The 24436-nt window shown below is 58.3% G+C and carries 37 protein-coding genes; 3 read left to right on the top strand and 34 right to left on the bottom strand.

What is annotated here, in order from left to right; all coding sequences use genetic code 11:
- Position 1 precedes the first annotated feature (1 nt).
- From RCI20_RS07295 to RCI20_RS07275, 5 genes are all read right to left on the bottom strand, one after another.
- On the bottom strand, positions 2-229 hold the full coding sequence (locus RCI20_RS07295) for a hypothetical protein (RefSeq protein ID WP_306603925.1): 228 nt from the start codon (positions 227-229) through the stop codon (positions 2-4).
- A gap of 2 nt (positions 230-231) precedes the next feature.
- Positions 232-1173, bottom strand: a complete 942-nt coding sequence (locus tag RCI20_RS07290) for a major capsid protein (RefSeq protein WP_306603923.1) — start codon at positions 1171-1173, stop codon at positions 232-234.
- 12 nt (positions 1174-1185) lie between these two features.
- Positions 1186-1530, bottom strand: coding sequence for a DUF2190 family protein (locus RCI20_RS07285; RefSeq protein ID WP_306603921.1), 345 nt, complete (start codon positions 1528-1530; stop codon positions 1186-1188).
- A 15-nt stretch (positions 1531-1545) separates the two neighbouring features.
- The gene (locus RCI20_RS07280; RefSeq protein WP_306603919.1) at positions 1546-2538 is read right to left on the bottom strand and encodes a hypothetical protein; all 993 of its coding nucleotides are present in this window, start codon (positions 2536-2538) and stop codon (positions 1546-1548) included.
- A 102-nt stretch (positions 2539-2640) separates the two neighbouring features.
- On the bottom strand, positions 2641-3000 hold the full coding sequence (locus tag RCI20_RS07275) for a hypothetical protein (RefSeq protein ID WP_306603917.1): 360 nt from the start codon (positions 2998-3000) through the stop codon (positions 2641-2643).
- A 577-nt stretch (positions 3001-3577) separates the two neighbouring features.
- Between RCI20_RS07275 and RCI20_RS07270 the strand changes: the two genes are divergently transcribed.
- Positions 3578-5026: a hypothetical protein gene (locus RCI20_RS07270; protein WP_306603915.1), complete on the top strand. Its 1449-nt coding sequence runs from the start codon at positions 3578-3580 to the stop codon at positions 5024-5026.
- A 368-nt stretch (positions 5027-5394) separates the two neighbouring features.
- On the opposite strand, the gene RCI20_RS07265 is transcribed toward RCI20_RS07270, so the two are convergent.
- The 4 genes from RCI20_RS07265 to RCI20_RS07250 all read right to left on the bottom strand — a co-directional run bounded on the left by RCI20_RS07265 (position 5395) and on the right by RCI20_RS07250 (position 10572).
- On the bottom strand, positions 5395-5922 hold the full coding sequence (locus tag RCI20_RS07265; RefSeq protein WP_306603913.1) for a phage virion morphogenesis protein: 528 nt from the start codon (positions 5920-5922) through the stop codon (positions 5395-5397).
- Between the two features lie 115 nt (positions 5923-6037).
- Positions 6038-7285 carry a phage minor head protein gene (locus RCI20_RS07260; protein ID WP_306603911.1) on the bottom strand — a complete coding sequence of 416 codons (1248 nt, stop codon included), beginning with the start codon at positions 7283-7285 and terminating at the stop codon, positions 6038-6040.
- Entirely contained in the window at positions 7278-8798 is a 1521-nt protein-coding gene (locus tag RCI20_RS07255) for a DUF935 domain-containing protein (protein WP_306603910.1), read from the bottom strand. Before RCI20_RS07255 ends, RCI20_RS07260 begins: the two co-directional genes overlap by 8 nt.
- Before the next feature lie 4 nt (positions 8799-8802).
- The gene (locus RCI20_RS07250; protein ID WP_306603909.1) at positions 8803-10572 is read right to left on the bottom strand and encodes a hypothetical protein; all 1770 of its coding nucleotides are present in this window, start codon (positions 10570-10572) and stop codon (positions 8803-8805) included.
- Between the two features lie 32 nt (positions 10573-10604).
- Between RCI20_RS07250 and RCI20_RS07245 the strand changes: the two genes are divergently transcribed.
- Positions 10605-10892, top strand: a complete 288-nt coding sequence (locus tag RCI20_RS07245; RefSeq protein WP_306603908.1) for a hypothetical protein — start codon at positions 10605-10607, stop codon at positions 10890-10892.
- A 1-nt stretch (position 10893) separates the two neighbouring features.
- Here RCI20_RS07245 and RCI20_RS07240 read toward each other — a convergent pair whose 3' ends face one another.
- The 8 genes from RCI20_RS07240 to RCI20_RS17735 form a co-directional block, all read right to left on the bottom strand.
- Complete coding sequence (locus RCI20_RS07240; protein WP_306603907.1) at positions 10894-11388, bottom strand: DUF1804 family protein; 495 nt, start codon at positions 11386-11388, stop codon at positions 10894-10896.
- Complete coding sequence (locus tag RCI20_RS07235) at positions 11388-11636, bottom strand: hypothetical protein (protein ID WP_306603905.1); 249 nt, start codon at positions 11634-11636, stop codon at positions 11388-11390. Before RCI20_RS07235 ends, RCI20_RS07240 begins: the two co-directional genes overlap by 1 nt.
- A complete protein-coding gene (locus RCI20_RS07230) occupies positions 11633-11920 on the bottom strand; it encodes a hypothetical protein (protein ID WP_306603903.1) in 288 nt (95 codons plus the stop codon). Before RCI20_RS07230 ends, RCI20_RS07235 begins: the two co-directional genes overlap by 4 nt.
- A 32-nt stretch (positions 11921-11952) precedes the next feature.
- On the bottom strand, positions 11953-12162 hold the full coding sequence (locus RCI20_RS07225) for a hypothetical protein (RefSeq protein ID WP_306603901.1): 210 nt from the start codon (positions 12160-12162) through the stop codon (positions 11953-11955).
- Complete coding sequence (locus tag RCI20_RS07220) at positions 12155-12688, bottom strand: hypothetical protein (RefSeq protein WP_306603899.1); 534 nt, start codon at positions 12686-12688, stop codon at positions 12155-12157. Before RCI20_RS07220 ends, RCI20_RS07225 begins: the two co-directional genes overlap by 8 nt.
- Complete coding sequence (locus RCI20_RS07215) at positions 12685-13200, bottom strand: glycoside hydrolase family protein (protein WP_306603897.1); 516 nt, start codon at positions 13198-13200, stop codon at positions 12685-12687. Before RCI20_RS07215 ends, RCI20_RS07220 begins: the two co-directional genes overlap by 4 nt.
- A gap of 226 nt (positions 13201-13426) precedes the next feature.
- Positions 13427-14197: a DNA adenine methylase gene (locus RCI20_RS07210; RefSeq protein WP_306603896.1), complete on the bottom strand. Its 771-nt coding sequence runs from the start codon at positions 14195-14197 to the stop codon at positions 13427-13429.
- On the bottom strand, positions 14142-14333 hold the full coding sequence (locus tag RCI20_RS17735; protein ID WP_373691490.1) for a Com family DNA-binding transcriptional regulator: 192 nt from the start codon (positions 14331-14333) through the stop codon (positions 14142-14144). Before RCI20_RS17735 ends, RCI20_RS07210 begins: the two co-directional genes overlap by 56 nt.
- A gap of 224 nt (positions 14334-14557) precedes the next feature.
- Here RCI20_RS17735 and RCI20_RS07205 point away from each other — a divergent pair, with 224 nt between their 5' ends.
- Positions 14558-15142 (top strand): hypothetical protein, encoded by a 585-nt coding sequence (locus RCI20_RS07205; protein ID WP_306603895.1) that lies wholly within the window; start codon positions 14558-14560, stop codon positions 15140-15142.
- 217 nt (positions 15143-15359) lie between these two features.
- Here RCI20_RS07205 and RCI20_RS07200 read toward each other — a convergent pair whose 3' ends face one another.
- From RCI20_RS07200 to RCI20_RS07120, 17 genes are all read right to left on the bottom strand, one after another.
- The gene (locus tag RCI20_RS07200; protein WP_306603894.1) at positions 15360-15593 is read right to left on the bottom strand and encodes a DNA-binding transcriptional regulator; all 234 of its coding nucleotides are present in this window, start codon (positions 15591-15593) and stop codon (positions 15360-15362) included.
- 47 nt (positions 15594-15640) lie between these two features.
- A complete protein-coding gene (locus tag RCI20_RS07195; RefSeq protein ID WP_306603893.1) occupies positions 15641-16204 on the bottom strand; it encodes a hypothetical protein in 564 nt (187 codons plus the stop codon).
- An 11-nt stretch (positions 16205-16215) separates the two neighbouring features.
- The gene (locus RCI20_RS07190) at positions 16216-16437 is read right to left on the bottom strand and encodes a hypothetical protein (protein ID WP_306603892.1); all 222 of its coding nucleotides are present in this window, start codon (positions 16435-16437) and stop codon (positions 16216-16218) included.
- Between the two features lie 156 nt (positions 16438-16593).
- On the bottom strand, positions 16594-17010 hold the full coding sequence (locus RCI20_RS07185) for a hypothetical protein (protein ID WP_306603891.1): 417 nt from the start codon (positions 17008-17010) through the stop codon (positions 16594-16596).
- A gap of 1 nt (position 17011) precedes the next feature.
- Positions 17012-17449: a phage protein GemA/Gp16 family protein gene (locus tag RCI20_RS07180; RefSeq protein ID WP_306603890.1), complete on the bottom strand. Its 438-nt coding sequence runs from the start codon at positions 17447-17449 to the stop codon at positions 17012-17014.
- On the bottom strand, positions 17446-17580 hold the full coding sequence (locus tag RCI20_RS07175) for a hypothetical protein (protein WP_306603889.1): 135 nt from the start codon (positions 17578-17580) through the stop codon (positions 17446-17448). The genes RCI20_RS07180 and RCI20_RS07175 overlap by 4 nt, the downstream gene beginning before the upstream one ends.
- A complete protein-coding gene (locus RCI20_RS07170; protein ID WP_306603888.1) occupies positions 17577-17999 on the bottom strand; it encodes a hypothetical protein in 423 nt (140 codons plus the stop codon). Before RCI20_RS07170 ends, RCI20_RS07175 begins: the two co-directional genes overlap by 4 nt.
- Before the next feature lie 67 nt (positions 18000-18066).
- Positions 18067-18213 carry a hypothetical protein gene (locus RCI20_RS07165; RefSeq protein WP_306603887.1) on the bottom strand — a complete coding sequence of 49 codons (147 nt, stop codon included), beginning with the start codon at positions 18211-18213 and terminating at the stop codon, positions 18067-18069.
- Positions 18213-18491, bottom strand: a complete 279-nt coding sequence (locus tag RCI20_RS07160; RefSeq protein WP_306603886.1) for an HU family DNA-binding protein — start codon at positions 18489-18491, stop codon at positions 18213-18215. Before RCI20_RS07160 ends, RCI20_RS07165 begins: the two co-directional genes overlap by 1 nt.
- A 358-nt stretch (positions 18492-18849) precedes the next feature.
- Complete coding sequence (locus RCI20_RS07155; RefSeq protein WP_306603885.1) at positions 18850-19119, bottom strand: hypothetical protein; 270 nt, start codon at positions 19117-19119, stop codon at positions 18850-18852.
- Entirely contained in the window at positions 19119-19652 is a 534-nt protein-coding gene (locus RCI20_RS07150) for a host-nuclease inhibitor Gam family protein (protein WP_306603884.1), read from the bottom strand. The genes RCI20_RS07155 and RCI20_RS07150 overlap by 1 nt, the downstream gene beginning before the upstream one ends.
- Positions 19653-19661: 9 nt before the next feature.
- Entirely contained in the window at positions 19662-19967 is a 306-nt protein-coding gene (locus RCI20_RS07145; RefSeq protein WP_306603883.1) for a hypothetical protein, read from the bottom strand.
- A 97-nt stretch (positions 19968-20064) separates the two neighbouring features.
- Complete coding sequence (locus RCI20_RS07140) at positions 20065-20448, bottom strand: hypothetical protein (protein ID WP_306603882.1); 384 nt, start codon at positions 20446-20448, stop codon at positions 20065-20067.
- Positions 20445-20798, bottom strand: a complete 354-nt coding sequence (locus RCI20_RS07135; RefSeq protein WP_306603881.1) for a helix-turn-helix transcriptional regulator — start codon at positions 20796-20798, stop codon at positions 20445-20447. The genes RCI20_RS07140 and RCI20_RS07135 overlap by 4 nt, the downstream gene beginning before the upstream one ends.
- On the bottom strand, positions 20788-21192 hold the full coding sequence (locus RCI20_RS07130) for a hypothetical protein (protein ID WP_306603880.1): 405 nt from the start codon (positions 21190-21192) through the stop codon (positions 20788-20790). The genes RCI20_RS07135 and RCI20_RS07130 overlap by 11 nt, the downstream gene beginning before the upstream one ends.
- Entirely contained in the window at positions 21189-21935 is a 747-nt protein-coding gene (locus RCI20_RS07125) for an AAA family ATPase (RefSeq protein WP_306603879.1), read from the bottom strand. Before RCI20_RS07125 ends, RCI20_RS07130 begins: the two co-directional genes overlap by 4 nt.
- A 64-nt stretch (positions 21936-21999) precedes the next feature.
- A complete protein-coding gene (locus tag RCI20_RS07120; protein ID WP_306603878.1) occupies positions 22000-24366 on the bottom strand; it encodes a Mu transposase C-terminal domain-containing protein in 2367 nt (788 codons plus the stop codon).
- Between the last annotated feature and the right edge of the window lie 70 nt (positions 24367-24436).

Genomic DNA, 24436 nt, shown 5'->3' with positions numbered 1-24436 from the left:
CTTACTGCCCGGCTTCCGTCAGGTCGGCGACTTCTGCCAGCCCCGCGTCGATCAAGGCGGGTAAGTCATCCGGCACGGCGAGTAGCGGCTCACCAGGTAGATAACGCTTGCCGCGATACTTGAGCGGTTCAAGGACAGCCATGACCACCAACGCTGCATCATCTGCGGCGCTGGACGCGGCCTTGGCGGGCGCGGCCTTGGCGGCCGCTGCCTTGCTATTGGCCGCCATGATCAAGCCACCGCCGCCGAGATCAGGTAACCGGCATCAGCCCCCGCGAGGACCGGCGACACTTCGTCGGTCACCGGATACACCCAACTCTTGGCGTTGCGGTCCTGGTAAGCCTGCTCGACCACCGGATAACCGCCCAACTGATAGGTATAGCCGAAGGTCGGCCGCCCCATGTCAGACACGCCACCCACTTCGGTGTAGGCAATCACCACCTTCTTGCCCCAGACATCGACCAGTTCGCCCGCGTCGTTCTCGTACAAGGCATCGCCGATCAGCACCTGCTTGACGCCGAACAGTTGCGCCAGTAACTCCGGGGTCGCGGCATCGCGGCCGGTGTACTTGATGCGGTCGATCACCTTGGGGTGATACTGCAGCTTGGACCAGACGGCGGCGCCCATCACCACGGTGTTTGGCCGCTTGCCGATCTTCTGGCGTACTGCCTCGATGCCGGTCTTGACGTCGTCAATCGGCTCCGAGGTGCCCGAGTAATCGCTCCACTGGTCGGTGCCAGCCAGCGTTGTCTTGTTGCTGGACGCGTACTTGCTGGCATCGGTGGCCAGATCGGCCTGGGCTTTTTCCAGGCGCAGGCTGATGATGTCCTGCGTCTTGCGGACGGCGTTCTGCCCCAGATCCACACCCGGCACGCGGTTGGCTTCTTCAAGCAGCTCGAACGGCACCACGCCTTCCAGCGCATGCTGCTCCAGGGCGTAATTGCCCGACGAATGGCCGAACTGCACGCGCTTGGTGTTGGTGCCCGGCGTGCGGCCGGTGGCGTAAAGCCGGAAATCCTCGCGGCCGAACGACAGAATCTTGCCGCCGCGCTGCTGAACCGGCACCTTGGGAAACAGGGCGCCGCCGACAAATTCGGCATTCTGGTAGCCCTTGGCCACCGTGGTCAGAATCGGATCGATGACCCGGGCCTGGCCAGTTGTCATTTGCGTCATGGTCAATCTCCTTTAAGCGTTGGGAAGCAACAGCACTTCGATCAGGGCACCGTCGGCGCCAGCGGCTTGCAGCGCAATGGCGACCTTGGCACCCGAGACAGCCCAGGTAATCGCCTTGCCATTGGCGTCAACCTTCAGGGTGTCGCCCTGCGTGATTGCCGCGCCGGCCTCGACAACTGCCGTGCCGATCACATCGACGGGAACCTTCTCGCCGATACTGCCGGCCGAGCGGGTAACGCCCAAGGTATTGGCGCCAGCGCCCGCCTGGGCGCCCGCCGGGGTAATGAAACGGTTGGCTGCCGCTGCGCCGGTCAGGCCGACCGTCAGGGCAAGCAGGGAAATCGCTTGTTGGCTCATGAAATCCTCCTCGGGTTAAGCCATCACCGCACGGACGGCGGCTGGGTAATCGCATTGATGCTGCGCCTGGTAGGCGAGCGCCTTCTGATGGGTGGCCAAGGCGTCCTGGTCGATGCCATAGCCTTGCGGTGCGGCGAACTCGACGCGCGGATCGGCGCCCGCTGCCTTGGCGGCCGTGGCCGTTTCGGCAAATTCGATACGCGGCGGCAAGGTGTTCAAGAAATCCTTGAAGCCATCGAGCAAGGCCTTCTCGCCGTCGCCATCGGAAAAACTCAGCGATTCGTTGGCAAACAGGTTCATGGTCGCCACCACCACAGCCTTGTCGGCCGGCAGCAATTTGCCCTGGCCGATCAAGCCCTCGGCAAAGGCCGTGTGCTGTGCTTCGATCTGTGCCTGTGCCAAGCGCTTGGTTTCTGCCTCGGCATCGGCCACTTTCTTCTTGAGCTGGGCATTCTCGGCCTCCAGCGCGGCCTTTTCTTCAGGTGTCACGGTCGACGCCTCCTTATGGCCCAGAGGGCCGGTATCCCCTTGCGGGGCGGGTTGAAAAACAGGGGTGGAAAATTCGAAGCTGACGATCTCGCTATCGTCGTCGCTGCTGGCAAACTCCGGTGTTCGCAAGCCCTTGACGGCCGGTGCCTGCGCCCCGAGAAAGCCGACATGGCGTAGGTAATAGACCCCCGGCACGGGGTTATTCCGTGCGGCGGGGTGGAAGAAGGAAGCGGAAATTTTCTTGAAGCGGCCAGCGGCGACCATTTCGGCAAAGGCTGGGTCGACTTGCTGTGGTAGTGCTTCAAGTGCGCCATCGGCAAAGCCGAGTGACTTCACCCAGCCATAGGCGGGCGCATCAAGCTGCGGATGCCCCACCACCAGCGGTGCTTCGAACAAGGCCGGGTCATAGGCTGCCGCCGACGCAGCGACATCGCTATCGGAAAACGTCAGCTCGGCACCGCTCATCGCGGCATGCCGGCCGGGCTTGAAAATCTGCAGGGGAGTGGTTTGATGTGCCATGCCGCCAGTTTGGCGACATGGGCTTTACGCGGTCAGGGGGACGGGCGTCGGCAGTTCAATGACCTCGCGAGGCTCTCGGTAAGATCGTCGACATAAATTGTGTTACTTGTTTTTGCACATAACTTCTGCAAGCTTAATAGCGGCATCTGGATGATCAACTGTTACCGATGTAGTCGTTACATAAAACCACCGAAATCCAACATAGGCTCCGTAGGCATTTTTCCCGTTAACTTGCCCACAGACGCTTCCGGAAAAGTCGACTTTTGATTCTCTGAATTGCGCGCTTGATGGATCAAGGAGTTCTGACGCAACCTTTTCCTGTGCCAAGGCTATTTTTTTCTCGCCCTCTTTGCTTGCTACAGCTTCCTGGTAAAGCGGCCACCCAAAAAAATAAGCAAAGATGCCGAGGCATCCTGATAGGGCGATAGACGCCACAAGTAACAAAATTTTCTTTTCTTTCATGACTAACTCGGCCAATCGTATTGATGACGTATCAATATAGCATGGTGTGCTTAGTGAGTCGCAACGGTGCGAAATCTCAACTAAGTTGTCGGCCCGAACTCGTTATATATGACTATGCTATATTTGGTGTCGGCTAGTTGGTGATAGTCAGTAACCGGCCGATTCTGTTGAAAAACTCAAAACCATGCTTTTCCAAGGTATGCCGAAACCTTCCCGGTGGCGAGATCGTCGAATACAGAGCGATTGTGAACGTCGAGCTTTTTGGCCCAAGCTCCTTTTCCACCAGAAAGCGAGTTTTTCAACAGCATCGGCCATCAGCAGCCAGTGGTCGAATACGCTCTAAAGCTGTCGTATAATGCCATTGGCACGTCCTGGGGTGCTTGCAGGGCTTTCGGAACTGTTAAGTACTGTATGCAGGCCGAAAGATTCACCAGTTGTAGTTAAAAAACAACGGATTGCACCAATGAACGCCGCTAGGTCATACGTCGTGAAACCGAGAAACCCTGCAATATTGTTGTCCGCTTTACCTTAGACACTTATCTTCCTTCACTGACCGTATCGAAAGGCGTATGGCGATATGACTAAATTTTCCAAATCAGACGAATCTGCATCGTCATTTGATAGTGACTTTTCATCAGCCATATTTCGCTTCAGTCGCAGCCTTACCGACTTGCGCGAGTTCTCGGAGCTTGTCGAGAGCCTAATCAAGAAGCACAAGCTCAAGGAGCTTGAGACCGCGCTATCCCGCTATGACGGACTTGGTGAAGCCTTGTGTCAACTCGATGACACGCTCAAGTCCGACATCCACTTAATTCAGGACGCTTGTGCGGAAAACCAAACGCCCTGCGAATCGTCACTCCGGTTCGAAGTAAAAGACAACGGAAATGGCAAGGTGCACCTTTCGGCATTCGGCCACCGCGACGACCTGAAAGATTTTGATAAAACCATCAGCACAATTCTACGGAGTGAAAGTGGTGTCCAACACTTGCACCGTAGCTCACTCATAAGCCTGGTTAGTGTTGTCGAGTCCTTCCTGTCGCGCCTTCTCCATCTTTTCTTCCGCAAGCATCCCTCTGCCGTCAACGCCAAGGAGAAGCAGTTCACCTTTGAAGAGCTATCCGCATTCTCAAGCCTAGAAGATGCGCGCACTTATCTTGTGAGCTGGAAGATTGAAAACCTTCTCCGCGGCAGCTACGACGATTGGGTTGAGTACTTTAGGAGTCAGCTCAAGCTGGAGCTTCCTGGAATCAACAAGCATCATGATCAGCTCGTTGAAAACTTTCAGCGCAGAAATCTTTTCGTCCACAACGATGGCGTAGTGAACAAGATATACCTGTCGAAGGTCAGCAAAAGTCTCACCAAGCCAGACATGCTGGACAAGAGTCTTAGCGTATCTAGGACCTACCTGTTCTCAGCGATTGACTGCTTCGAATCTGCATTTCTCCAACTTGCGTTCGAGCTATGGGCTAAGTGCGAGAAAAAAAGCGACGAACGTCCTTCGCTCATAGTCCATTCATCATATGACGCTCTTCAGAACAAGCGTTGGAACGTGGCAACCGAGATTGCGGAGTTCATTGTAAGAGACAAGGCCGCGGACGAAATTTCAATACTGATGGCCAAAGTCAATGCATGGATAGCTCGCAAGCGTGTGGGTGGGCTGGACGCAATCAAAGTCGAAGTAACCGATTTCGACGTCTCAGCCAAAGATGACCTCTTTCGGTTAGCGCGCCATTGTCTGCTGGATGAACACGACGCTGCCCTAACTTTGATAATGCGCCTCTATAAGGGGAAGCGCTTTTCACTTTCCGAGCTATCCGACTGGCCTCTATTTGAGGATCTACGATCCAATTCGGATATGAAGTCTTGGCTCACTCAGCTCCGAGAGAAGGCCGCTAGCGCCAAGAAAAAAGCTGCCCCTACTAACGGCAAGGAGTCTTCTACTAATGAGCCCGCCGAGTCAAAAACATCCACTGCCCGTCGTCCCCGCGTGAAGAAGAAACCTCTGCCGACGGTAGAAAGTGTCTGACCCTGCGGTCCACCGGACGCTGCGCGATAAAGCCGTGCAGCTCCGGTGACTTCCACGTTGAACGTCCGCTTTCCCTGGCAACCAACTTCCGCTTCGGGTCGATTCGAGCCGGTCAAGTTGATGTGATTCAGTGGTCAGATTAGTGTGATTTCGCGCAACGCCATCACTGAAGACTAAATCCTGAAGCTTTTACGCCGATTTTCCCATCGATTAGCAAAACAGAACAACATCGGCAATCGACAATGCGCCTACGACTGCCAGTAACGGGTACTTAACGGGGGTATTTTTTCAAAGGAATACCAGCACCCCACCTATCTGGAAAAATCGCCTACGGCGCGATTCTGAAGCCCGGCCCCGAGCCGGGCTTTTTACTTGCCAGCCAGGTAGTCGTTTAGCGCGGAGAGGATGGCCGCCTGCTCGGTCGGGTAAAGACTCCCATCCTGCTTGACGGGCAGAAAGGGCCGGGCGGGAATCGTGACCTTGCGGCCTCGGCCTGCCTGCCCGCCAAACTGGTGGATCGCGGCGTAGATCATGCTGTTGCCGACGGTCACGCTGTTGCCGTTGCTGCTGACGTGAAACTGGCGGGCCAGTGCGCCTGTATCGATCAATACTTTCTTACCCGCCAAAGTGGCCTGGCTTTTCTTTGAGAGGTTGCCATTCTTCTGCACGCCACCTTTCTTCCCCCGCACATCCTCAATCAGTGCCTGCACTGTGGCCACAGCATTCGGCTGCCAGCGCTGGCCATCCGCTCCGGTGCTTGTCGAAAAGCGCTGTTTGGCGCGCTCCATGATCTCTTCACCAATGCCCTGCAGGATTGGCTGAAGGTTGCCGACGCGCTGGGCGATTGCTTCCAGCGCAGCATTGACTGCCCGGTCGTTGACTTCAATGCTGAACATGTTGGTTCCTTTTACTGGCAATGACTAGGGGCTATACTTAAACGGAGGCGGTTGTTTCCAATGGGAATGGTTAGGGGCTTCGGTCGCTATGATCCGGTTCGAATCCGGCACCGCCTTACTTCTCAAGTTTCACGTACTGCGCACCATTGCGGATGTCCTCAACCTTGACGACACCACCCGTGCGAACAAAATTCGACGTCAGCCGCGACCGCTTTCCTTGGACGCGGACTTTGTCGGCGTAATTGACTCGCACCAGCACCTTACCAACGCCGTCAGGCATATCGAAGGCATAGACCAGCGCTGAATCGTGAGTGTCGAGATAGGGATCTGCACCATCCAGCACCGCGACCAGCTCGCGCCACACGGTCAGCGGCAACGTGGCACCGCGAGCATCCTTGGTGTGGCGCAGGGCATGGATCAATTCTTCGTCGCGCAGCCACACGTCAGCCGACTCCATTGCTATATTTCGCTCGGCCAATGCCGCGATGGTGCGAGGTGCTACGACATGCACCAAGGCCGCTTCTCCAGCCGGCTTCATGCGGGAAGCAGCTACGTCGACCAGCTCGGTGACAGCCAGGCGCATTTCATCAATCAGGGCTGGCCGCAGCGACTCGTACATGTCTGCACCAATCGGGGCATCGAGCTTGATCAGCTTTTCAGAGATGAAATCCGTAAGCGGTTTCTTGATGCTGGCGCCTGGGGCATAGTCGAATCCCGGTGCGATGCCCGGCAATTGCCCTGTGTCGCCGCGCTGGTCCCACCCGGCCGGTGGTTCCGTTTGGCCTGCCGCTTGTGCTTTGGCGTATTCGGCCGCGCTGACCGGTGTTACCCAGCAGTGACAACCCCAGCCATTCGGCGGGAAGTGGGATTTCCAGAACAGGTGGTAATGCGGCAGTGTGAGATTGTTCCAGGACACATGCTGCATCCGCGGATTTGCAACCCAGTCCGCATGCCGGTAGCGCCAGTAGGGGTAGAGCGTTAAAAACTCAGGATCTGTGAGCTGGCGGTAACGCCCAGCGGCGTAGCTCGTAGCCATATTGGTTTCCCAGATGACTCGGGTGCGCCAGGCTTCGCCAGCCTTTGTGCCTTCGCCTGTCCAGCCCGTCCAGCCGTGCTTTGCCACAATCGCCTTAAAGTCTTTGCGAAAGGCATCCAGTCCTCGGCCTTCCCCGATGGCTTTATCGACGGCGCCGCGCAGATCGGCGAGCAGATCTGCTTTCATGGCACCCGCGACAATGAATGCGCGGTCGTGTGCGGCCTGCTTGATGTCATCCCAGCGCTCGCTGGGTAGATTGAGTTTCTGGCGGAAGAAATCGAGCTGCTCGGAAAACGGCGTACCAAAGCCGAAGGCGATGTCAGCCATGACCCGCCTCATCACGCACCGCAGCCATACCCTTCAATTCAGCCAAGGCGAATCCAGCCGCCATCAGTTGTGTCAGCGCGTCAGTATCGAGATCCCCGTAGGCTTTAAGCAATGCGTCTTGCAGTGCGGGCTGATCCGATGCGGCGTCGACCAGCGAGACAATCTCTTGCAACAGTTGGGCAACGTGCGGTTGTTCGTGCTTGGACAATTGACCTGCAAGCTGCCCAGGCGTGCTCGCCTGTACTGCCGCTTCGGCAAAGTCGGCCTTGCCGGTTTCGCCGCCCTCGTCGGCATCCTCGGCTTGCGTCTCGGCCTCGACTAGCGCGGGCGTTTTTGCCTTTTCCGGCCGGTCGACCGCAACATTGGGCAATTCGGCCGGCGCGCTGGCTTCCTGCAAATCCCCTTCCTGGTAGCCATAGGCGCGCACCCAGTAGGCATTGGTGAAGCGCGCCCCGGCATCGTAGTTCGACTTGTCGCGAGTGGCCTGCATCTGGTCGCGTGCTGCCTGGTCCCAGAACTCGAACACCGGTGCCGCTTGATTACCCCAGTTGATTTCGACCACCCAGCGGATCAGTTGATTCATCGCTGCGGCAACAATTTCAGCATCACCATCGCGCAAGTCATCGGCCACTTCCAGCCCGGCGCTGGCGCTGGCTTTGTTGCTATTGGCCTCTGTCGTCTGATTGGTGCCGGTCAGCGCGATGCTGACCTCGCTGCGGCAGTACATCACCAGGCGTTCGTACAGATCGGCGCTGGCGCTTTTGCCGGCCATCTCGATCAGTTCGACGCTACCGTCGTCTGGAATGGTGGCCACGCCATCTTGTATCAACGCATCCAGGCTATCGAGTAATTCGGCGCGCTCTTCAGGGCTGGCCGTGCGCGGCAGCTTGCCGACCGAGAAGGCACTGCCGAATTTCTCGACAAAGCGCATCCAGAACTTGACGCCACCTTTCTTGAACACGATGGGCCAGAAGCACATCGACAGATCGGCAAAGCCGTAGGGATTCTGGTAGGTGGCATCTTGCCGGGGCAGCAGGAACTTGCGCGGCGGCAACTCCTCGCCATTGACCGGGTTGGTCCGTGTCTTGAAGCGCAACTGGTTGTTGTCGTCGAAATGGAACCACTCCGGTGGCTTGCCAACAATATCGCCAGGCACGACCAGACTGCCGGTTTTCTGCCACAGGTTTTCCATCGGCTGGTAGCCATAGAAAACGGCATCGAGCATCTCGCCGATGATGCGATCCATGTCCAGGTCGGCAAAGAGCGCCTTAATTTCCTTGGCAATACGGGCCGGCGCCTGGCGACGATCCAGCCCCCATTCCAGCGCCTTGACGGCAGATTTGCGGCGCCGTACGCAGCCGCCCACATGGGAATCGGTGCGCAGTTCGCGATAGATCTCGATTCTGCCGCCACGGGCGCGCAGGATGGGGTCTGGGTTAGGTAGGAAGAAGCCCAGCGCCGTGAAGTCGATACTGCGCGAACGCAGGGCAATGTGGTCGGTCAGATTTTGCATGAGGTCAGTAGCCTTGGAAATTGACGCTGTCACGATCTTTGCGCGGCCGTGATGCGACACCTGTCGAGCCAAGCGCGCCGCCACGTGTGCTAGCAATCACCCACAGAATATGCAGGGCGCACAGGCCGTCGAAGTGGTGGCCGGTCTGCTTCTCCGGCCAGGCGTCGAGTTCGGCCAGTAGCTGTGTGAGTGCGGGGTTAAACAGGATGCGCGGCTCGAAGGCATCGGTAATGAACGGCTCCAGACTGTCGATGCGCAGTTCCTGTTCAACCGTCGCGGTGACTGCAACGAGCGGCAATGCAATCGGTTGCGGCGCCTCAAGGCCGGCCTTGATGAAGGTCTGGCGGCTGTGTTCGTACGCGTTGTTGTTCTCGAATCCGATGGCAAGACAGCGGAATTCGCGCTGGAATGTGATCAGGTCGGCTTCCAGCTTGGAGGGTACGCGGCGCTTGATCAACGCCTCGACGACATGCAGCTTTTTGCGTTCGCGGTCCCAGGCACCAGCGACCAAGGCCGATGGGTCTGAACGTTCCCCTTTACCCATCGACGGGTCGCAAGCGCCGAACATCACGAAGTGCGGCAGGCGGCCAACCGAGAAGTGCACCGGCGAAAACACCTTGTCTTCATCACTCCTCGGCTCGCCCTGCATTTCTGTACCGAACGCTCGAGCGTTCTTGGCACGCTGGCGCATCAGCCAGAACAGCGAGCGCACTTGTGGCCACGAAATCTCGGCGCCGGCATCCATGTCGGCCTTGTTGTCCAGGTAGAACAGGTAAGACGGCAATTGCTGTTCGCCGAGCACTTCGCCCCGGCCTGCGGCGTCTTCCTCGGCCGGCTTGTCCTCGTTGAGCATGATCTCCTGGCAGCGTTCCCACAGATCCATGTGATCCGGCAGGCGCTCGATGGCGCGGAAGTGATGCACCAGGTGGCCGATGGCCTTCTTGGCTCTGCTGATCGGGTCATCCTTGTTGAGAATGGTGCCGACACCCACAAACTTGACCGTGCCATCCGGCGGACCAAGGAAGTCGACGGCCTTTTCCAGCCAGTCCCAGCGGTTGTCGCGCTCGGTCGGGCTTTTCGCTTCCTTGTCAGTAATCAGGTCGTCGCCCAGGAGCAGCTTGGGGCGGCTGGCGCCATGGAAGGTGCCCCGGATGGCCTGCTCGGCACCGAAGGCCTCCATTTTGACGCCACTCTTCGTGGTGAATTCGCCGATCTTCCATTGCTTTGTGCCGCCGCAGGCCTCGGGAAAGTCCAGCGCCAGCGCCGCGTTAAACATCAACTCCGTTTTAACGACCTCAAGCAGCTTGGTTGGCAGCTTCGTTTCGGCGCCGAGCATGGTGATGTAATCAATGAAATAAGGCAGCGGACGGTCAGCTGGCCAGCCGATCTCAGCGCGGATGCTTTCCTTCTGCACCAGGGCGATGACTGCGCACCACACTGGGCCAACCTTGGTGGTCAACGAGGATTTGGCCTCGCCTCGCGGGGCGATCCACCATTCCTTAGCGCCGGATGGCTTATCCAGCAACTGCGGATAACGCTCAAAGAAATGCCGGTGGAAGTTCGACGCCGGCGGCCGGATGTGATGCGGCAGATAGGTGTAGGCGAAGAACTCGAAATCACGGTCGAGCAACACCCGGCGTCGGCGCTCGCCACGGGCGGCGGGCGATGGATCGAGACCGATTGACCGGGCCTCTATCTCGGCACGGGCAGCACGGGAGATTTCCTGGAGTTCTTCCAGGAAGTCTTTTTCGGTGGTTTGGGTTAATTTACGCATTTACCATTTTCATTTCTCACACAGGAGGCGCTATGGCAGTTATTTCGAAACACTTGATTGACCAGAAAATCAGCGAACTTGATGAGCACTACAACGTGCTCAAACAGGTTCTTGCAGGATCGACGATTGAGGAGAAGGATGGTGCGTATTACGTTCCCAAGAGGGAGATGGTCGACAACCTGCGGGAAATCAATATCGACAAACTTCTCACTGCAATTGGACACTATCGTGTCGCGCTTGACGCCCTTCAGCGCTTGAAGAGCCAAGCGCTGAAATCTTCGGGTAACCCGATGTTCTATCCCGAAGTAGAGCCTTTCTAGCCTAGCCATACGCCCTCGCCAATTCATCACCAAACACCGGCAGCAGCTCAGCAAAGGCATCGGCCTGCTGCGGGTGGTTTTCCCGGAGGTAGGCGATAAGGCGCTTGATCACGTCCATCGCCACACCCAGCTTGTCCGCCTCGGGCATCATCGATTTGCCTGCTGCCCGGAGCTTTGAAACCGTGTCGCCCAGGATGGCCATCGCCTTGACCGCTTCATTCGGGTCTTCGAGCAGTGCCACCCGTTCCAGCAGCGCCTCACAGCGCATCAGACCAGCGGCGATGATCCGCCCCATGGCCTGTTCGATGCCGCCACCGGCAACGATCAACGAGGCCGCACGGAACTTGTCCCAGTCGTCGCCTTCTTCCCGGGCAGCACGAAACCAGTTACGGGCCGTGGCGTAAGGCACGCCGGTCTTGTCAGCAGCTGCTTCCAGCGGCAAACCGCCGATGTAGGCGGAGCGTAACTCCATGCGTTTTTCTGGCGGGTGGGCCATCAGAACAATTCCCGCAGCAGTTGTGCATGTTCGCGGCCCTCGGCCGTGATCTGCACCAGGTCGTCATTCAGGCGCACGGCACCGACGTCAGCCAGCACACGCAGATCGGCGCGCACCTTGTCGAGCGTTACTGCCACACCGTGCACGCTCTCCAGCTCGTTGCGCAGCTCACGCGCAACGCTGTTGCCGCCGGCGAAGGTCAAGGTGCACAGCAACGAGTTGCGACGCTTCCTGTCTTGATCGTTCATTTCAGCCCTTTCTGCATGACCTGGTTGAGGATCAGGCGCAGCGTGTCGCTTTGGCCCCGGTTCTCGCCAACCAGCTGATTGACCGTGCCGGCCAGGATGTTGATGGATTCATAGACCTTGCCGAGGTCCGCATGATTGGGCGCCGCGCCAGCAGCGGTTTCCAGCGCCGAAACATCCTTGTCGAGTCGATCAAACTTCAAGGCCAGCTCTTCAATGCGCTCGTTGGTCTTGTCATTGCGTTTGTCGACGTAGTCCCAGATGGTTCTCGCGAAGTGCAGAATCATTGAGATCGTCAAAAGCCAGTCACGTATTTCCATTATTCCGCCATCCCCCAGTCCCACTTGCCCATGTTTTTGATATCGCGCTGGCACGCAATGCAGCGATTTATGGCCGGCACGTCCATCAGCTGGGCGGTCGGGATTGCTGCACCACAATCCATGCAGCGGAAGGCGCTATCACCTGCCTTGGCCGGCTGCATGGAGGGTGCTCGTTCGGCCGGGCAGTCCCGGCCTTTGTCCTTATTCACTTGCACTGGTGCCCCCTGAGTAAAACCTTGCTATGGCGTCGATGCGCCCCCGGCAGGTGTCGTAGCTGCGCTGGGCGTTTGCGATCCACGACCCGACATCGGTATCGGTGGCAAAGGCGGCATCGGTGCGTACAGGCTCGCTGGTGGCTTCGGGTATAGGCCGTGCCGGCTGGTGGCTGACGGACTGGTTGAGCACGCGGACAGCAGCGCTGTCAAGGCAGCGCCGGCCAACAGTAAGGCGTTCGATTTCATGGGTCTTCTCCTGGGCAAATACGGTCAATGTGTTTTCCCAGCCAGCGAGCTGGAGCGCGATGTTGTCGCCGCGAAGGTTGGCTGCTGCGAGCGATGCGGCGTTTTCCTCTGCCGCCCGTGCTTTGGCTTTGGCATGCCCATGGTTGATTTCGGCGATCTGGGCATCCTTGCGCCAGCCATTCGCCGTCCAGCCAGCCCCGAAGGCCAGCGTTATCAGCAGCACAGCGAGTAACGCATAAGCCCAGTCCGGGATCAGATTGAAATCCAGTTTCATGGGCGCTCTCCGGTAAGACATTGATGCGCCATTTCCCGACGCCGGATAGGGATGCCGCCGCAGAACTTGGCGTTTTCCGGTGCGAAGCAATCGCGCCCTTGCACCTTCTTGAAGTCCAGAATGGTCCGGCAGGCAGCCTCGTACTGGCCGGCCTGCACCTTGCGCACGATGGATGAGCGGCAAACCGCTGGTGCCCCAACGTTGTAACTGAGGTCAACGTAGGCATCCCATTCGTGCGGGTAGAGTCGGGCTTGTTCGCCAAAACAACGGCGCAGGCTGTCTTCCTTAACCGCCAGGTCACGCACCGCCCTGCGGATAGCCTGCGGTGGCGTGATGCGGTCGCCAGCCTGCACCGACGTTCCATCATCGCGGGTCGTGCTGCCGAGGCCGATGGTCAGTTTGTCGCCGGGCACCGGCGTGATCGGCGCACTGGAGTAACCTTCCTGAAGCGCCGTATAGGAAAAGCCGGCAGCAGTGAGTGCCAGCATGGTAACGACGATGCGTTCCTTCATGGCCGGCGCTCCTGGTACTTGACCGGCGCAATCCAGCAAGGCTGATCGCATTGAAAAAACATACACCGCTGCTCGCGGGTATGCCCGGCTTTGCAGTAGCCGTAGCCGTCCATGTACGCCCGTTGACCGGCGTCTTTTGAAGGCAAGTAGTGTTGGCAGGTTCGACAGTTCATGCCCACAGGTTACGTGTGGGCATGAACTGCCGGCAGGGGGACGGGCTTCGGCGCTACCAGCTGGTAATGATCAGTTCCCCGGCTGGCCCTTTTGACTTTCCGGCACCACCCACCGTGTAAGTCACGCCAACCTGCCGCATGGCCAGCCCAGCAAACGCCTCGCGCATCTCGGGGATGTCATTCACCGAAATGATCATCTTTCCTTTGATCGAACGGGCCAGCGCCGCCATCTTGGAATATTCGTCCAGACCAAAATCCACCCCGTACCCCTCGGTTCCCCAGTACGGCGGATCAAGGTAAAACAATGTCTCCGGCCGGTCGTAGCGCTTGATCACATCAGCCCAGGGCATGTGCTCGATGTACGTCCTGGCCAGTCGAAGGTGTGCGGCAGATAAGTCCTCCTCCAGCCGCGTCAAGTTCATCCTGGGCGGCGCGCTTGGCGCAATGCCGAATGTCTGATTGGCCACCTTGCCGCCAAAGGCCATCTTCTGGAGATAGAGAAAACGCGCTGCGCGCTGGATGTCCGTCAGCGTTTCTTCCGGTTGCGCTTGCAGCCAGCCGTACATTTGCCGGCTGATCAGCGCCCACCGAAACTGCTGCGCCAGCTCTCCCAGGTGGTGCTTGACCACCCGGTACAGATTGACCAGCTCGCCGTTGATGTCATTCAAGACCTCAACATCGGATGGCACCTTCAGGAAGAACAGCGCGGCACCACCGGCAAAAGGTTCGACGTAACAGCGATGCGCCGGAAACAGCGGCAACAGGTGTTTAGCCAGGCGGCGCTTGCCGCCGATCCACGGGACGATTGGGCTGGGCTTTGACATGGCGATCCTCCAAATGTCGAGGCTCGCCGGCCTTCAAATTGTTGAGGTGTCCGCAGCGCGGGCACTTGATAGAGAGGCTTAAATACTCGGCCTCTGCGAGTTTTTTATTACATTCGGTGCAGCGTATCGTTTCCACGAACTATTCCAGCGTGATAGCCTCGACGTGCTGTGTGCACAGCACGGTGCCTTGGCCGAACGCAGGTTAAATCTGCCGGAGGTGGCTACCGTCAGTGTTCCAGCACTGCGGTGGTCGCACCGTCTTCCAGCGAATAGTGATGGAATGGCGCCTTCGCAGGCAGGGGGAAGCCGCTCCCCTTGGGGTGCCGCGATGGTCAAATAGTCAATTTCGGAGGGGTAATCATGAGAGAAAATGAGGCAGGGACATCTGATGACGAGGATCTCGATGGGCGTATCAACGCTTGGAAGAAAGGTCTCACTGCAATCGGGGCCGCGCTGGTCTTCGCCTATTTCCTGTACTTCGCACTTTATCAAAACCTGCCTGCTGCGACAGATGCAGGCGAATGGGGCGCCTTTGGGGATTTTGTGGGCGGGCTGCTCAATCCCATCGTGGCCTTCGCTGCCTTCTACTGGCTGACCCAGTCGGTGAAGCTTCAGAGGCGCGAACTGTCGGAGACGCGCGAGGAATTAAAAAAGACAACTGAGGCCCAAACGGAGCTGGTGAAACTGGCTGCTCTGTCCGGACTTGCCACGGCTGCCTACTCAGAAATTTCCCGTATACGCAACATTATGGACGTCATCGAGAGAAACTTCCCACATGAAAGTGATCCTGCCAGCCAAAGGGAGTATGACGAAAGCCACAAGGTCACGCTGGCGAAATTGTCCGAACAGAACAAAAAGGCTCATAACGAGCGTGAGCGGTATGTTGAGCAGATGAAAGCACTACTGGCTAAGCATGGGGATACATCGATAGGAGGCGAAAAATGAGATTAGAAAAAGCAGAGAGAAGCTATGTAAAAAAACAAGCCCGATTGGATGGAATGCTGGCTGGTCGAGCTGCTGGCAGTGTGTAAATCTATTAAAACAGTGAGCATTGCATCACCATCTCTGGCAGCTTCTACGGCGATGGGCCATTGACGATATTTTCCACCTTCCGATTAGCGATTGGCCGAAATTCCTGCACCAGCACAGACACAGCCCCCTGTTATTCTTTTACTATTTCCCGCAGCGCGGCCACTCTGGCTTGAGCTTGGTCCTCTGTGCCGTAAGCGATATCCAGAAGCCAGACAACCTGAATCGGCATATCTCGCCCCGATTCGTAGCGGCTTCCCCCGGATTGGGTGATGCCGATTTTGTTCCAGAAGGCTTGTTGATTCAGGCCAAGTGATTGGCGCAATTGTCGCGCCGAGCGCCCGCTGGGGCAAAGTAAAGTATCCATGTGACTAAGCGCCAACATCCAAAAAAAACCCGCCGAAGCGGGTCGTTTTAAGCAACGGAACGCTCTGAGCGTTCAATGAACAGCCGTTCAACAAGATACCAAGTTGCGGCATTGGAGAAGATTGGAAAATTTTCGCTGCAACGCTGCAGGTTTCGTAGCCAGGTTAAGTGCTCGCGCTCGAAAGAGTCACTGACATGAAGCTCGGTCGCAATCCTAGAATCCCAGCACCCAAGAATATTCAGCGCACAGTAATATGCCAAGCGGGCAGATAAATCGATCTTCTTTGCCGCATCGTCATGCTCTACCGGCGATTGGTGGGCGATTATCAGTTCGGTTAGCGAGCAAATCTTGTGACGATCTACCGTAACCTCTTTGCCGCTTTGCGAAGTAATGCGCGGCCGAACACACTCTTCAAGCGTTTCCCAATAAACATGATTTATGTCACGAGCGGCATTTTCGGCATAAACAACCGTGCCGCCGAACTCTCGCTGACAGTCTTCCTGGAAATACTGCAACCAATTAGTGATATCCACCAGACGTTGCTCACGCTGCTGAGGCGTCGACCGGTCACCAATAACATCTTCGGCGACTGGCGCCGTTCTTTTGTTCATGCCTCGCCCCGTCAGAACAAACGGGATGCGTTGGTTTCCCCGGAAAATACATCGGAAAAAACTGAACGAAACGCACTACTTGCGACATCACGATTTGACAGTGACTTTGTCTGAGCGCTGGCATCTCCGTTAATGAAAACAGCAACTGCATCTTCGCGAAGTTCATTAGTCGGCAACACGCCAAGGTGCGGCGTACTTTTTTCCTTGGCCTCAAACAGGGCTTTTTTTTCCACTTTCGTCCTCATTGCGAGTGCAAAAAAGCCAGCTACGGTTGGCTGGCGTTATTCAATGTGCGAATGGTAACGCCAAAGTTGGGTATGGTAAACAAAAGCATTGTGACAAAAGCCCTGAAAAACAGCGCTTTCATCTGCCCAGCAATGACAAAGTTATTAAAACAATGATCCCTGGGTAAGCATCTCTGGCTGAGTCGACGGCACCGGGCCATTGACGATCTTCTCCACTGAGCGATTGCTGATCGGTCGGAATTCCTGCACTAGGATGGACACAGCACCCCGGCCGCTACGCCCTTCACCCAACAAGGCATCGTAACGAGCGATCATCCGGCGATTTCGGTCGGCGCGCAGTGCCTGGTCACACAGCGCAATGTAGACCTCATCGCCGCCGAAGCTGGCGAGTAGTTTGCCTGCCTCTCTTGCACCAACAATCTCAACCAGGGCTTCCCAGTTCGCACCGCGCTTACCCGTTGGAAAGCGGAAATCTTGCCCGCCCATCTCGCGCACCAAGCACATGGTCGGGCCGTGTCCGATAATGCCGACGATGGTTTGAATGGTAGGCGGTAGTGCCATGTCAGACCCCGTGCCGTTTCACATAGACCTCAAGCGCCTGCACAACTTTGCGCAGTTGCTCGCAGTCGCAGAATTCCAGCGGCTGCTCAGTGCCGCGCATCTGCTTGGTGATGCCCTCGATGTAGGCCTTCGAGATAATCGCCACTGGCGGGGTTTGCAACGCGCCAATGCGCTCAGCCAGGCGGTAGATTTTCCGGCCATAGACTTGGCGATCAGAGGTCAAGCGAAAGACGAACTTCCACTCCGCACCCGCATTGCTACGCCGGTTCAGATGGTCGAGTACGCGTGTGACCTCGCTGAAATCCATCTCGGACAAACTGGCCTTGCCGGTCAGCGCCAACTGCAGATCGTGACGGGCATCGGCATCAATCCCGTTCGCCCGGCAGGCCGCGTGAATCGCCCGGATGCGGGCTGCTTTCTTGACGCCAATCATGCTCATAGCGGCCGACCATCCAGTACAGCAAAAAACGCCTTGTGATAGCCGTCGACCGCAGCACTCAATACGGTGACAGGCCACCATGCCAACGTGGTCGCATGGACAAAGAGGGCGAGGTTTTCGGTGGCGGTCATAGCGTAGCGGCCCCGTCCGTGATGATCTCAACGGAGTCGCAGACCTTGCACAAATGAGAAATGGCAGCCTTTCCGCTGGCCCAGTCCGGCATAAAAAGAGTCAATTTGGCGGTGTAGTACGGGTCTTTCGCCACCCACCGTTTGCCCAAGGCTTTTTCTGCTTTCGCTTTTTGTGCAGGAGAGCACAGCGGACGGACTGACTTGCGCAGGAGTTTTTGCTCGGGGTGCGTTTCGGTGCCGCTAACCCATTCACCACGGAACACGCCGTTCACGAAGGTCATCACGCGATACACCATGCTCCCCTTCGAACGTTGCACCTGCAGCGATACGCGATAGCCGTCGCAAAGCAGATGAACACCGGCCCACGGCATATTCAGTTCGTCGGCCAACTTGTCTTTCTGTTCCTTGGTCAATTTCATGTCAGTCCCCGTTAAAAACCATCTCCAGAAGCCCGCCAGTAACGACCAGCGGGCTTGAAGTGGGGGTTTAGGTTCGGCCGGCCTCTCGGTCCAGCTTGTTGCTCAACTCTTCACACTGCGTCTCGTCGAGATCTCGCTCTTCCGCAAACGCAACGAATGCCAGCCAGTTCTCGCCCAGGAAATCGGCCAGTACGCCCAGTTCAAACTGATCCATTACGCACCGCCAACCGCGTCGCGGAAATGCTTGAAGGCGGTGAACTTGATGACGCGCTTGGCCGGTATCGCTAGCGCTTCGCCGGTCTTTGGGTTGCGGCCCGCACGGGCGGCTCGGGTGTCAACCGACAGCTTGAAGTTGTCGGTAACCACCACCTCTTCGCCGGCAGACAGCGAATCCTTGATGGCGCCAAGCAGCGCGGTCAGTTGCTGCTCCGCCACCTTCTTTGTAACGTCGCCGGTGGCTGCGAGCGTGTTGATCATTTGCATTCGGTTCATGGTGTTTTCCCTTTCAATGGGGAGGGTTGGAAAAAAGGTAATGGGGATGCGCTTCACGGCGCGGGGATGTGGGTTATGGCTTCAGCTCCCAGCAATCACAGACCGCGCTTTCGCGGGTGGCATGTCCGGCCGAACCAGCTGCATGCGGATGGCCACAGTAGGGCGAGTTATTGCCACAGCCGCCATCCCGACTCGGCAGCTCCTTCAGATAGAAAAGCCGGCAAGTGCGACAGGCAATGTGCGGCTTGCCGTCGTCCTTACGCTCCTTCGGCGACTTCCAACCCATCCTGGCGCGTACCTGTTAGGGAAAGCGCCCAGGGTGATGGCAGGCGGTAGAGTTGGAGGGATTTGAACCACATCATCCCACCTGCTCGAAAAGAGTGTCGAAGCGTTCCTGCGTCGGCGATTCTTTATGCATGCTGATCACCCAAAACCCAGGGCGCTCAGGATCGACATGTTTGTAACCCGGTTCACATCCGTTCAAATACTCGTCACCGTCGTCCTGGCTACACTCACCGCATGCAGCAAGATCATCAGTGCAACACGCGCATTCACCGGATACATAAAGCCCGCTAAATCCCTCGGATTCGAGCTTGTCCTTGATTTTTTGGCGTAGGTTGTCGCGCATCACGCCACCTCCGCCAATTCCGCCTCAAACGGCACCACCACGAACTGTTCGCCCTGGCCGATCTTGATGCCCTGGATATGCTTGGCTTCTTCCGGGTTGGCCTTGATGGCGTCGCGGTTGAGGCTGGGTGTGCGGCGGATGAACTCTTCGAGGCCGGCGGCTTCGCAGGCGGCAATGACGTTTTCTTCGGTATCGGTCAGGCGCACGCTGGGCGGCGTGGTGCGCCAGAGCAGTTCGCCGGTGGTCATGCCCACGGTCTTGACCTTGTAGTTGTTGGTCAGCGCGGCGCGGTTGGCTTCGGCGTACATCTGCAGGCCGTTGGTGAGGCCTTCGATCTTGAGGCGGAACGGTTCGGCCTCCTTTTCAAAGGATTCCTTCAAGAGCGACATGCTGTCGTTCATGTCGGCCTGAATGCGCGCCAATTCGCGGCTGTGACGGCCGATTTCAGCGATGGCCGACGCAGCCATTTCGCGGTTTTGCGGCACGTCGACCGCAGCTGCGGCCGACTTGATGCGGGTTTTTTTGGTTGCCATGGTGTCTCCTTAAAGTTGGCAGTAGGTGTTCAGGGTTTTGCGACGGGCCAGCGGGCCATCCGGCGAGACGACTTCTCGGCCTTTTTCGCTTAACAGGACCGGTGCGCTGGTTGCGCCTTCCTGTTCGAAAATCAGGCCTTCCTTGCGGATCTGGCTCATCGCCGTGGACACATGCGCACCGAACCGCGCTTTGAGTTGGCTGTAGGTCATGCCGCCTGGGGCACGCAAGGCCAGCAGAATCCGGTGGCCAAGGCTGCCGACCACAATGCCGAGCCGGCGCTCCGGGGCAACTTTGATCGAGATATAGCCGCTCATCGCGCCGCCTTCACCCAGGCCAAATGCCAGGAGTAGCCGAGTCGACCGTAGAACTTCACGGCCAGCCCAAGGCGGGCGACGGCGCGCAGGGGGAAGGTCAATGCGCGCATTTCACATCCCTCCAGAAAACCCGGATGTTTCCGTTTGCCAGTCCTACCCAGTGCTCGATCTTCATGCCGTTGTTTGATGGCTCGCTGCGCCAGCATGCGCACTCATCATCAAAAATGCTGAGCAGGCGCTGCGCCGGCGCCACGACCAGGTAAGCCCCATTGCGGTCGGCGGCAACCGTCAGCACCGCGAGGTGATGCCGCTGCGCAAAAGCCCAGGCGGTGCGCTGGTCTTTCTGCAGGCGCTCGAAGTCGCAGCGATGATCTTTCTCGCGCTGGCCATTGATCGGCCCGCCAACAGGTTGAGCCAAAGAGGGTGAAAGATGTTCCGGCGCATAGCCGGGATGAAACAGGGCGTGAATCTGGGCACTCATTTCGCACTTCCTTCCTTGGTGGGTTTGTGGGGGCAGGTCTGGCAGCTTTTCCAGTGCCGGACTTCGCGGGCATTGCAGGTCGGGCAAGGGCGCAGCGCATACGAAGCGCACTGCGCCGGCGTGATATCGGCCTTCAGGTGCGGGCAGGCAAAGCGGCTGAACCGTTCCAGTACAGCTGCTTCGATATGGGTGCCGTTGTAGTCCGGCTCATTGATCCAGCGGCTGACCGTCGCCCGTTCATAGCCAATTTCTCGGCCGAGCTGCGCCTTGGTCATGCCGCCTTCGATCAAGGCAAGTGCGATAGCGCGGGCGTTACTGGTGACAGCCGTTGTTTCTGTGCTACTGGGCATCGCCGGCCTCCGTCTCAATCACGGCAGCAATCACCATCTTGCTGTTTGGGTCATAAACCTCGGTCAGGCTTCGCACCGTCGGCGCCAGCCGCCCCAGGTCACGCACCAACATCCAGCGCTTTTCGCCGTTGCTACCAAAAACTGTGGGCGCCATGCGTCGCTTCATCTCAACCAAAATGCCCACCGTGCACAACGCCTTCACATAGCGCCCGATGTTGTTGCGCGGGTCTTTCGCCTCGGCGTCGTCAGCCAGGGCATTGCGCACCAGGTCAGAAAGCGTGAACTTCCCCTTGATCTGCATCGCCCGCCACGCCTTCTGGCGCAGCGTACCTTGCACCAGGCGCGGCTTGCCGTGCGGTCCTTTGGGGCCGGACTTGTTAGGCAAAGCACTCATTGCCCAGCCTTCCGCACAGCCTTGACCACCGCGCTGCGGCGCGTCTGCCAGTCGAACATCATCTCCATGCCCTCGCAGTCCGCCAGGCCAACCCGGCCGCTGGTCTTCTTGCCGATGCGCTCGGCCACGGCAATGCCGTCGATGATGTTGCGCACCCGGCCACCGCTCTGCTGGTGCAGGTAGCTCGCCAGGTCGTCGGCAATCTGCACCTCGGCCAGTTCGTCACAGAGCAGACGCACGTCCGCCAGGCTGGCCATCTTGAACTCGACCACCGCCGCAAAGCGGCTGGCGATCTGCGCATGCCGGCCAATCTTGGGAATAACCCGTTCATCGCCGGCATAGATCACCAGCGTCTCGGTGCGGTCGGAAAAGTCGCGAATCTTCTCCATCACGGCAGCGTTCTCTGCCAGGCAGAAATTCACCTCATCAACCACCAGCGGCGTGCCGGTGCCGACCATGAACGACAGCAGCCGCTCAAACAGGGCTTGGGCGCTGCCGGAGCTATCAATGCCGGCCTTTGTCGCCAGCTCCTTCATGAACTGGCGCGGCGTCCAGCCTTCGTTGGCGCGCAAGTGAATGGCGTCGTTCTGTACGGCCCAGTAGTCGATGTTCTCGGTCTTGCCGGTGCCCGGCGGGCCATACACCAGCACGTTGGTGGCTTCCATGGCGCCGCGTGACAGCGCCTTGTTGATGCCGGCCTCGAAGGCCACGTAATTGCTGGTTTTTACGAACAGGTCTTTCATGTAATACACTCCCAAATTGCGATGGTGGTTTGGTTGCTACGTCGTTGCTGTAAATGGGTGGCTTTCAGTTGGCGCTGACAGCCACCCGCCCTTCAAAATTTCTCGCCTTGGCGCCTTCCAGCGCGCCCCACATCCCCAGTTCGTCAATCAAGCGGTACAGCGGCGCGATCTTCTCGGCCTGTTCCAGTAGGTAGCCGGCCCGCGCCGGGTTGATGTCGGCCGGGTTGGCGTGCAGATGCCGAACCAGGGCCGGGTCTTCCATCTGGTTGATGCGCCGATTGCGCACGATCTCGGCATCGACCGGGCTGGGTAGCACCTCGGCGCTTGGCTTGGCCGGCTGGGCTTCTGGTTCGGCTTCAAGCGCCACCCGTACTGCGGTCGACTCGACCACGTGGCCTTGGGCCATGAATTGCCGAAAATCGGGCTGCTCCAGCACCACGCCAGGGCGCTGCGCCTCAATCGCCTGCTTCTTCGTATCCAGGCGCTCAAGCTGCTTATCGACCCGCTTGTTCATGGCAATCTCGACAAAGCTCATCGCCCGGTAGCCAGGACTTTCGTAGAAGCTGGCGGTGTACATGGGCACCCCGGCCAGGTTCTTGATATAGACCTGGCTGCCATCCTCAATGTCGTAAGCCACCAGCACGTCTTCGCCGTTGTGGTGGTCCAGGTCGGCATGGTGATAACGCTGGCCCATGATCTGCACACAGCCCCGCGTGACCCGCTTCACTTCATGCACGCGGAAGGCGTCGATCAACTCCTCACCGGAGAGCGGCTTGCGCTCCCATCCATCGGCCACAAAATCAGCCAGCCGCTCATTGGGTGTCTGGTGCCGACGTTTTCCCGTCGTCGGGCAAACGATCTTCGGCAAGCTGCGGTGCGGCATGTCGTTGAACTCGGCAACCACCTGTTTCACCCAGGCCACTGCGTCTGCCCAGCAAGAGAACACCACGCCACATCCAACCTTCTGGGCCTCGGCCCGCAGGCGGTCAAACTCGGCCGCATCGGCGGCACTGGCGGCTTTCGTCAGCTTGTTGGTGATCTTGTGAATGCGAATCTGCGTCTTGCTGTCCTGCCCGTCGCCCTTGTACGTCGCCAGTTCTTTGGCGCGTTCCTGCAGGTAACGGTTGAACGACTCGGCAATCCCGTTCGCCTGGCTGTTGCCGGGGATGTTGTGCACGATCTCGATGGATCGCCGCGCTGCCATCGACGCCACCGGGTCAAACTCAACGCGGTCGTTCTTCACGGCGCCGGTGTTGTCCGTCTGCCAGAACAGCGGCTCGCCATCCTCAATGCACACGGCGTACAAGCTGCCCATGATCACGGTCGTCGACTCCGAAAGCCCGATGGCCCGCTCATGCACATACGCCTTGCGCGTCGCCACGTCGTGGCTGTGCCAGACTTCGCCCGTCACCCACTTGCCGGACACCGGGTGCGGCGCGTAAAACTTCGTGCTCCAGCCGTCCGAATGCACTTCCTGCAAGGGCACCATGCCCTCGGCCGAACGCACATGGTGGAACTTGAACGGGTTCAGCGCGCTGCCCGTATTCCGGCCCTTCTTGGCGTCCAGCTTGGAATATTTCGCGTTGTACCACTTGGTCACCGTCGAGTAGTCCGGGTATTCCTTCGCTTTCACCGTGCCGGCACCGCTGTGCGGCTTCCAGCCGTCGGCCTTCAGTTGCTTTTCCATCGCCTCATAGGCCGATTTCATTGTTGGCTTCTGCGGTCGCTGCATGTAAGCGAGGAAATACGGCGCCCAGCCCGGAAAGGTCATGTCCGGCGTGCGTTTTCCCGGAATCAAGGCGTTGTCGCCGTCCTCCTTCCACTGGGCCAGCCAGCGCTGCAGGCTGCGCTTGGTCAGCTTGGCCGCAAACGTCTCAATCTCCTGACCTTCCAGGGCAATCGCCACCGGCGTGCCGGTCGCGTAGCTCACTTCATACCGAAAACCGTTCTTGTCATTTGCCAGCGCACTCCAAAACACCTGCTGCGGGGTGGCTTCGCCATTGACCAGGATCGTCAGCCAGGCATCAATCGCCGCCGATTCGCTCTTTGCTTGCCCGCTCGCCACCGCCTTGCGCAGCGAAGCCAGAATGCACAGCCGCGCCTGTTGGCAAATCAACTGCTCGGCATCCGCCTGCTCGGCGCTGATCGGCGCACGGATCGCCAGCGGCTTGGTAACAACCATCGCCGAAACAGGGGCCGACGCCACCTCGGGCAGACCCTTGAACAGCTTGCGCGTCGCCCAGTCCTGGACGGTTTCGCGAATGGCTTTCGGGAGTGAGGAAGCGGGGTAAGCAAGGCCTCGCCCAGCCTTCTCAGCCGGCCACGCTTCCTTGTTGGCTCGCCGCAGCACGCTGGTGCGGTGAGCGCCAAGCGCCTCGGCAATATCAGCCAGCGAATAACGCGGCACGGCAGTCGGTAACGGGGCATTCATGCCATCACCTGCGTAAAGGTGAGGGGTCTCGCCATTCCATTAGAATGAGCAAGCAGGCATCCAATCTGCA

The sequence above is a fragment of the Azonexus sp. genome, from assembly GCF_030824335.1.
Lineage (GTDB): Bacteria > Pseudomonadota > Gammaproteobacteria > Burkholderiales > Rhodocyclaceae > Azonexus.
Note: the sequence above shows the minus strand (reverse complement) of the source record. Positions and strands in the feature narration are given on the sequence as shown.

What these genes read in the sequence shown, in the direction of transcription:
- RCI20_RS07295 (WP_306603925.1), bottom strand. Translation starts at nt 229, where the DNA reads ATGGCGGCCAATAGCAAGGCAGCGGCCGCCAAGGCCGCGCCCGCCAAG.
- RCI20_RS07265 (WP_306603913.1), bottom strand. Translation starts at nt 5,922, where the DNA reads ATGTTCAGCATTGAAGTCAACGACCGGGCAGTCAATGCTGCGCTGGAA.
- RCI20_RS07215 (WP_306603897.1), bottom strand. Translation starts at nt 13,200, where the DNA reads ATGAAGGAACGCATCGTCGTTACCATGCTGGCACTCACTGCTGCCGGC.
- RCI20_RS07165 (WP_306603887.1), bottom strand. Translation starts at nt 18,213, where the DNA reads ATGGATCAGTTTGAACTGGGCGTACTGGCCGATTTCCTGGGCGAGAAC.
- RCI20_RS07185 (WP_306603891.1), bottom strand. Translation starts at nt 17,010, where the DNA reads ATGGCACTACCGCCTACCATTCAAACCATCGTCGGCATTATCGGACAC.
- RCI20_RS07290 (WP_306603923.1), bottom strand. Translation starts at nt 1,173, where the DNA reads ATGACGCAAATGACAACTGGCCAGGCCCGGGTCATCGATCCGATTCTG.
- RCI20_RS07285 (WP_306603921.1), bottom strand. Translation starts at nt 1,530, where the DNA reads ATGAGCCAACAAGCGATTTCCCTGCTTGCCCTGACGGTCGGCCTGACC.
- RCI20_RS07245 (WP_306603908.1), top strand. Translation starts at nt 10,605, where the DNA reads ATGGCAGTTATTTCGAAACACTTGATTGACCAGAAAATCAGCGAACTT.
- RCI20_RS07270 (WP_306603915.1), top strand. Translation starts at nt 3,578, where the DNA reads ATGACTAAATTTTCCAAATCAGACGAATCTGCATCGTCATTTGATAGT.
- RCI20_RS07195 (WP_306603893.1), bottom strand. Translation starts at nt 16,204, where the DNA reads ATGAACAAAAGAACGGCGCCAGTCGCCGAAGATGTTATTGGTGACCGG.
- RCI20_RS07135 (WP_306603881.1), bottom strand. Translation starts at nt 20,798, where the DNA reads ATGCCCAGTAGCACAGAAACAACGGCTGTCACCAGTAACGCCCGCGCT.
- RCI20_RS07235 (WP_306603905.1), bottom strand. Translation starts at nt 11,636, where the DNA reads ATGAACGATCAAGACAGGAAGCGTCGCAACTCGTTGCTGTGCACCTTG.
- RCI20_RS07200 (WP_306603894.1), bottom strand. Translation starts at nt 15,593, where the DNA reads ATGGATACTTTACTTTGCCCCAGCGGGCGCTCGGCGCGACAATTGCGC.
- RCI20_RS07280 (WP_306603919.1), bottom strand. Translation starts at nt 2,538, where the DNA reads ATGGCACATCAAACCACTCCCCTGCAGATTTTCAAGCCCGGCCGGCAT.
- RCI20_RS07220 (WP_306603899.1), bottom strand. Translation starts at nt 12,688, where the DNA reads ATGAAACTGGATTTCAATCTGATCCCGGACTGGGCTTATGCGTTACTC.
- RCI20_RS07140 (WP_306603882.1), bottom strand. Translation starts at nt 20,448, where the DNA reads ATGAGTGCCCAGATTCACGCCCTGTTTCATCCCGGCTATGCGCCGGAA.
- RCI20_RS07260 (WP_306603911.1), bottom strand. Translation starts at nt 7,285, where the DNA reads ATGGCTGACATCGCCTTCGGCTTTGGTACGCCGTTTTCCGAGCAGCTC.
- RCI20_RS07230 (WP_306603903.1), bottom strand. Translation starts at nt 11,920, where the DNA reads ATGATTCTGCACTTCGCGAGAACCATCTGGGACTACGTCGACAAACGC.
- RCI20_RS07275 (WP_306603917.1), bottom strand. Translation starts at nt 3,000, where the DNA reads ATGAAAGAAAAGAAAATTTTGTTACTTGTGGCGTCTATCGCCCTATCA.
- RCI20_RS07130 (WP_306603880.1), bottom strand. Translation starts at nt 21,192, where the DNA reads ATGAGTGCTTTGCCTAACAAGTCCGGCCCCAAAGGACCGCACGGCAAG.
- RCI20_RS07180 (WP_306603890.1), bottom strand. Translation starts at nt 17,449, where the DNA reads ATGAGCATGATTGGCGTCAAGAAAGCAGCCCGCATCCGGGCGATTCAC.
- RCI20_RS07250 (WP_306603909.1), bottom strand. Translation starts at nt 10,572, where the DNA reads ATGCGTAAATTAACCCAAACCACCGAAAAAGACTTCCTGGAAGAACTC.
- RCI20_RS07125 (WP_306603879.1), bottom strand. Translation starts at nt 21,935, where the DNA reads ATGAAAGACCTGTTCGTAAAAACCAGCAATTACGTGGCCTTCGAGGCC.
- RCI20_RS07170 (WP_306603888.1), bottom strand. Translation starts at nt 17,999, where the DNA reads ATGAAATTGACCAAGGAACAGAAAGACAAGTTGGCCGACGAACTGAAT.
- RCI20_RS07120 (WP_306603878.1), bottom strand. Translation starts at nt 24,366, where the DNA reads ATGAATGCCCCGTTACCGACTGCCGTGCCGCGTTATTCGCTGGCTGAT.
- RCI20_RS07155 (WP_306603885.1), bottom strand. Translation starts at nt 19,119, where the DNA reads ATGCGCGACAACCTACGCCAAAAAATCAAGGACAAGCTCGAATCCGAG.
- RCI20_RS07150 (WP_306603884.1), bottom strand. Translation starts at nt 19,652, where the DNA reads ATGGCAACCAAAAAAACCCGCATCAAGTCGGCCGCAGCTGCGGTCGAC.
- RCI20_RS07210 (WP_306603896.1), bottom strand. Translation starts at nt 14,197, where the DNA reads ATGTCAAAGCCCAGCCCAATCGTCCCGTGGATCGGCGGCAAGCGCCGC.
- RCI20_RS07240 (WP_306603907.1), bottom strand. Translation starts at nt 11,388, where the DNA reads ATGGCCCACCCGCCAGAAAAACGCATGGAGTTACGCTCCGCCTACATC.
- RCI20_RS07175 (WP_306603889.1), bottom strand. Translation starts at nt 17,580, where the DNA reads ATGACCGCCACCGAAAACCTCGCCCTCTTTGTCCATGCGACCACGTTG.
- RCI20_RS07205 (WP_306603895.1), top strand. Translation starts at nt 14,558, where the DNA reads ATGAGAGAAAATGAGGCAGGGACATCTGATGACGAGGATCTCGATGGG.
- RCI20_RS07160 (WP_306603886.1), bottom strand. Translation starts at nt 18,491, where the DNA reads ATGAACCGAATGCAAATGATCAACACGCTCGCAGCCACCGGCGACGTT.
- RCI20_RS07145 (WP_306603883.1), bottom strand. Translation starts at nt 19,967, where the DNA reads ATGAGCGGCTATATCTCGATCAAAGTTGCCCCGGAGCGCCGGCTCGGC.
- RCI20_RS07255 (WP_306603910.1), bottom strand. Translation starts at nt 8,798, where the DNA reads ATGCAAAATCTGACCGACCACATTGCCCTGCGTTCGCGCAGTATCGAC.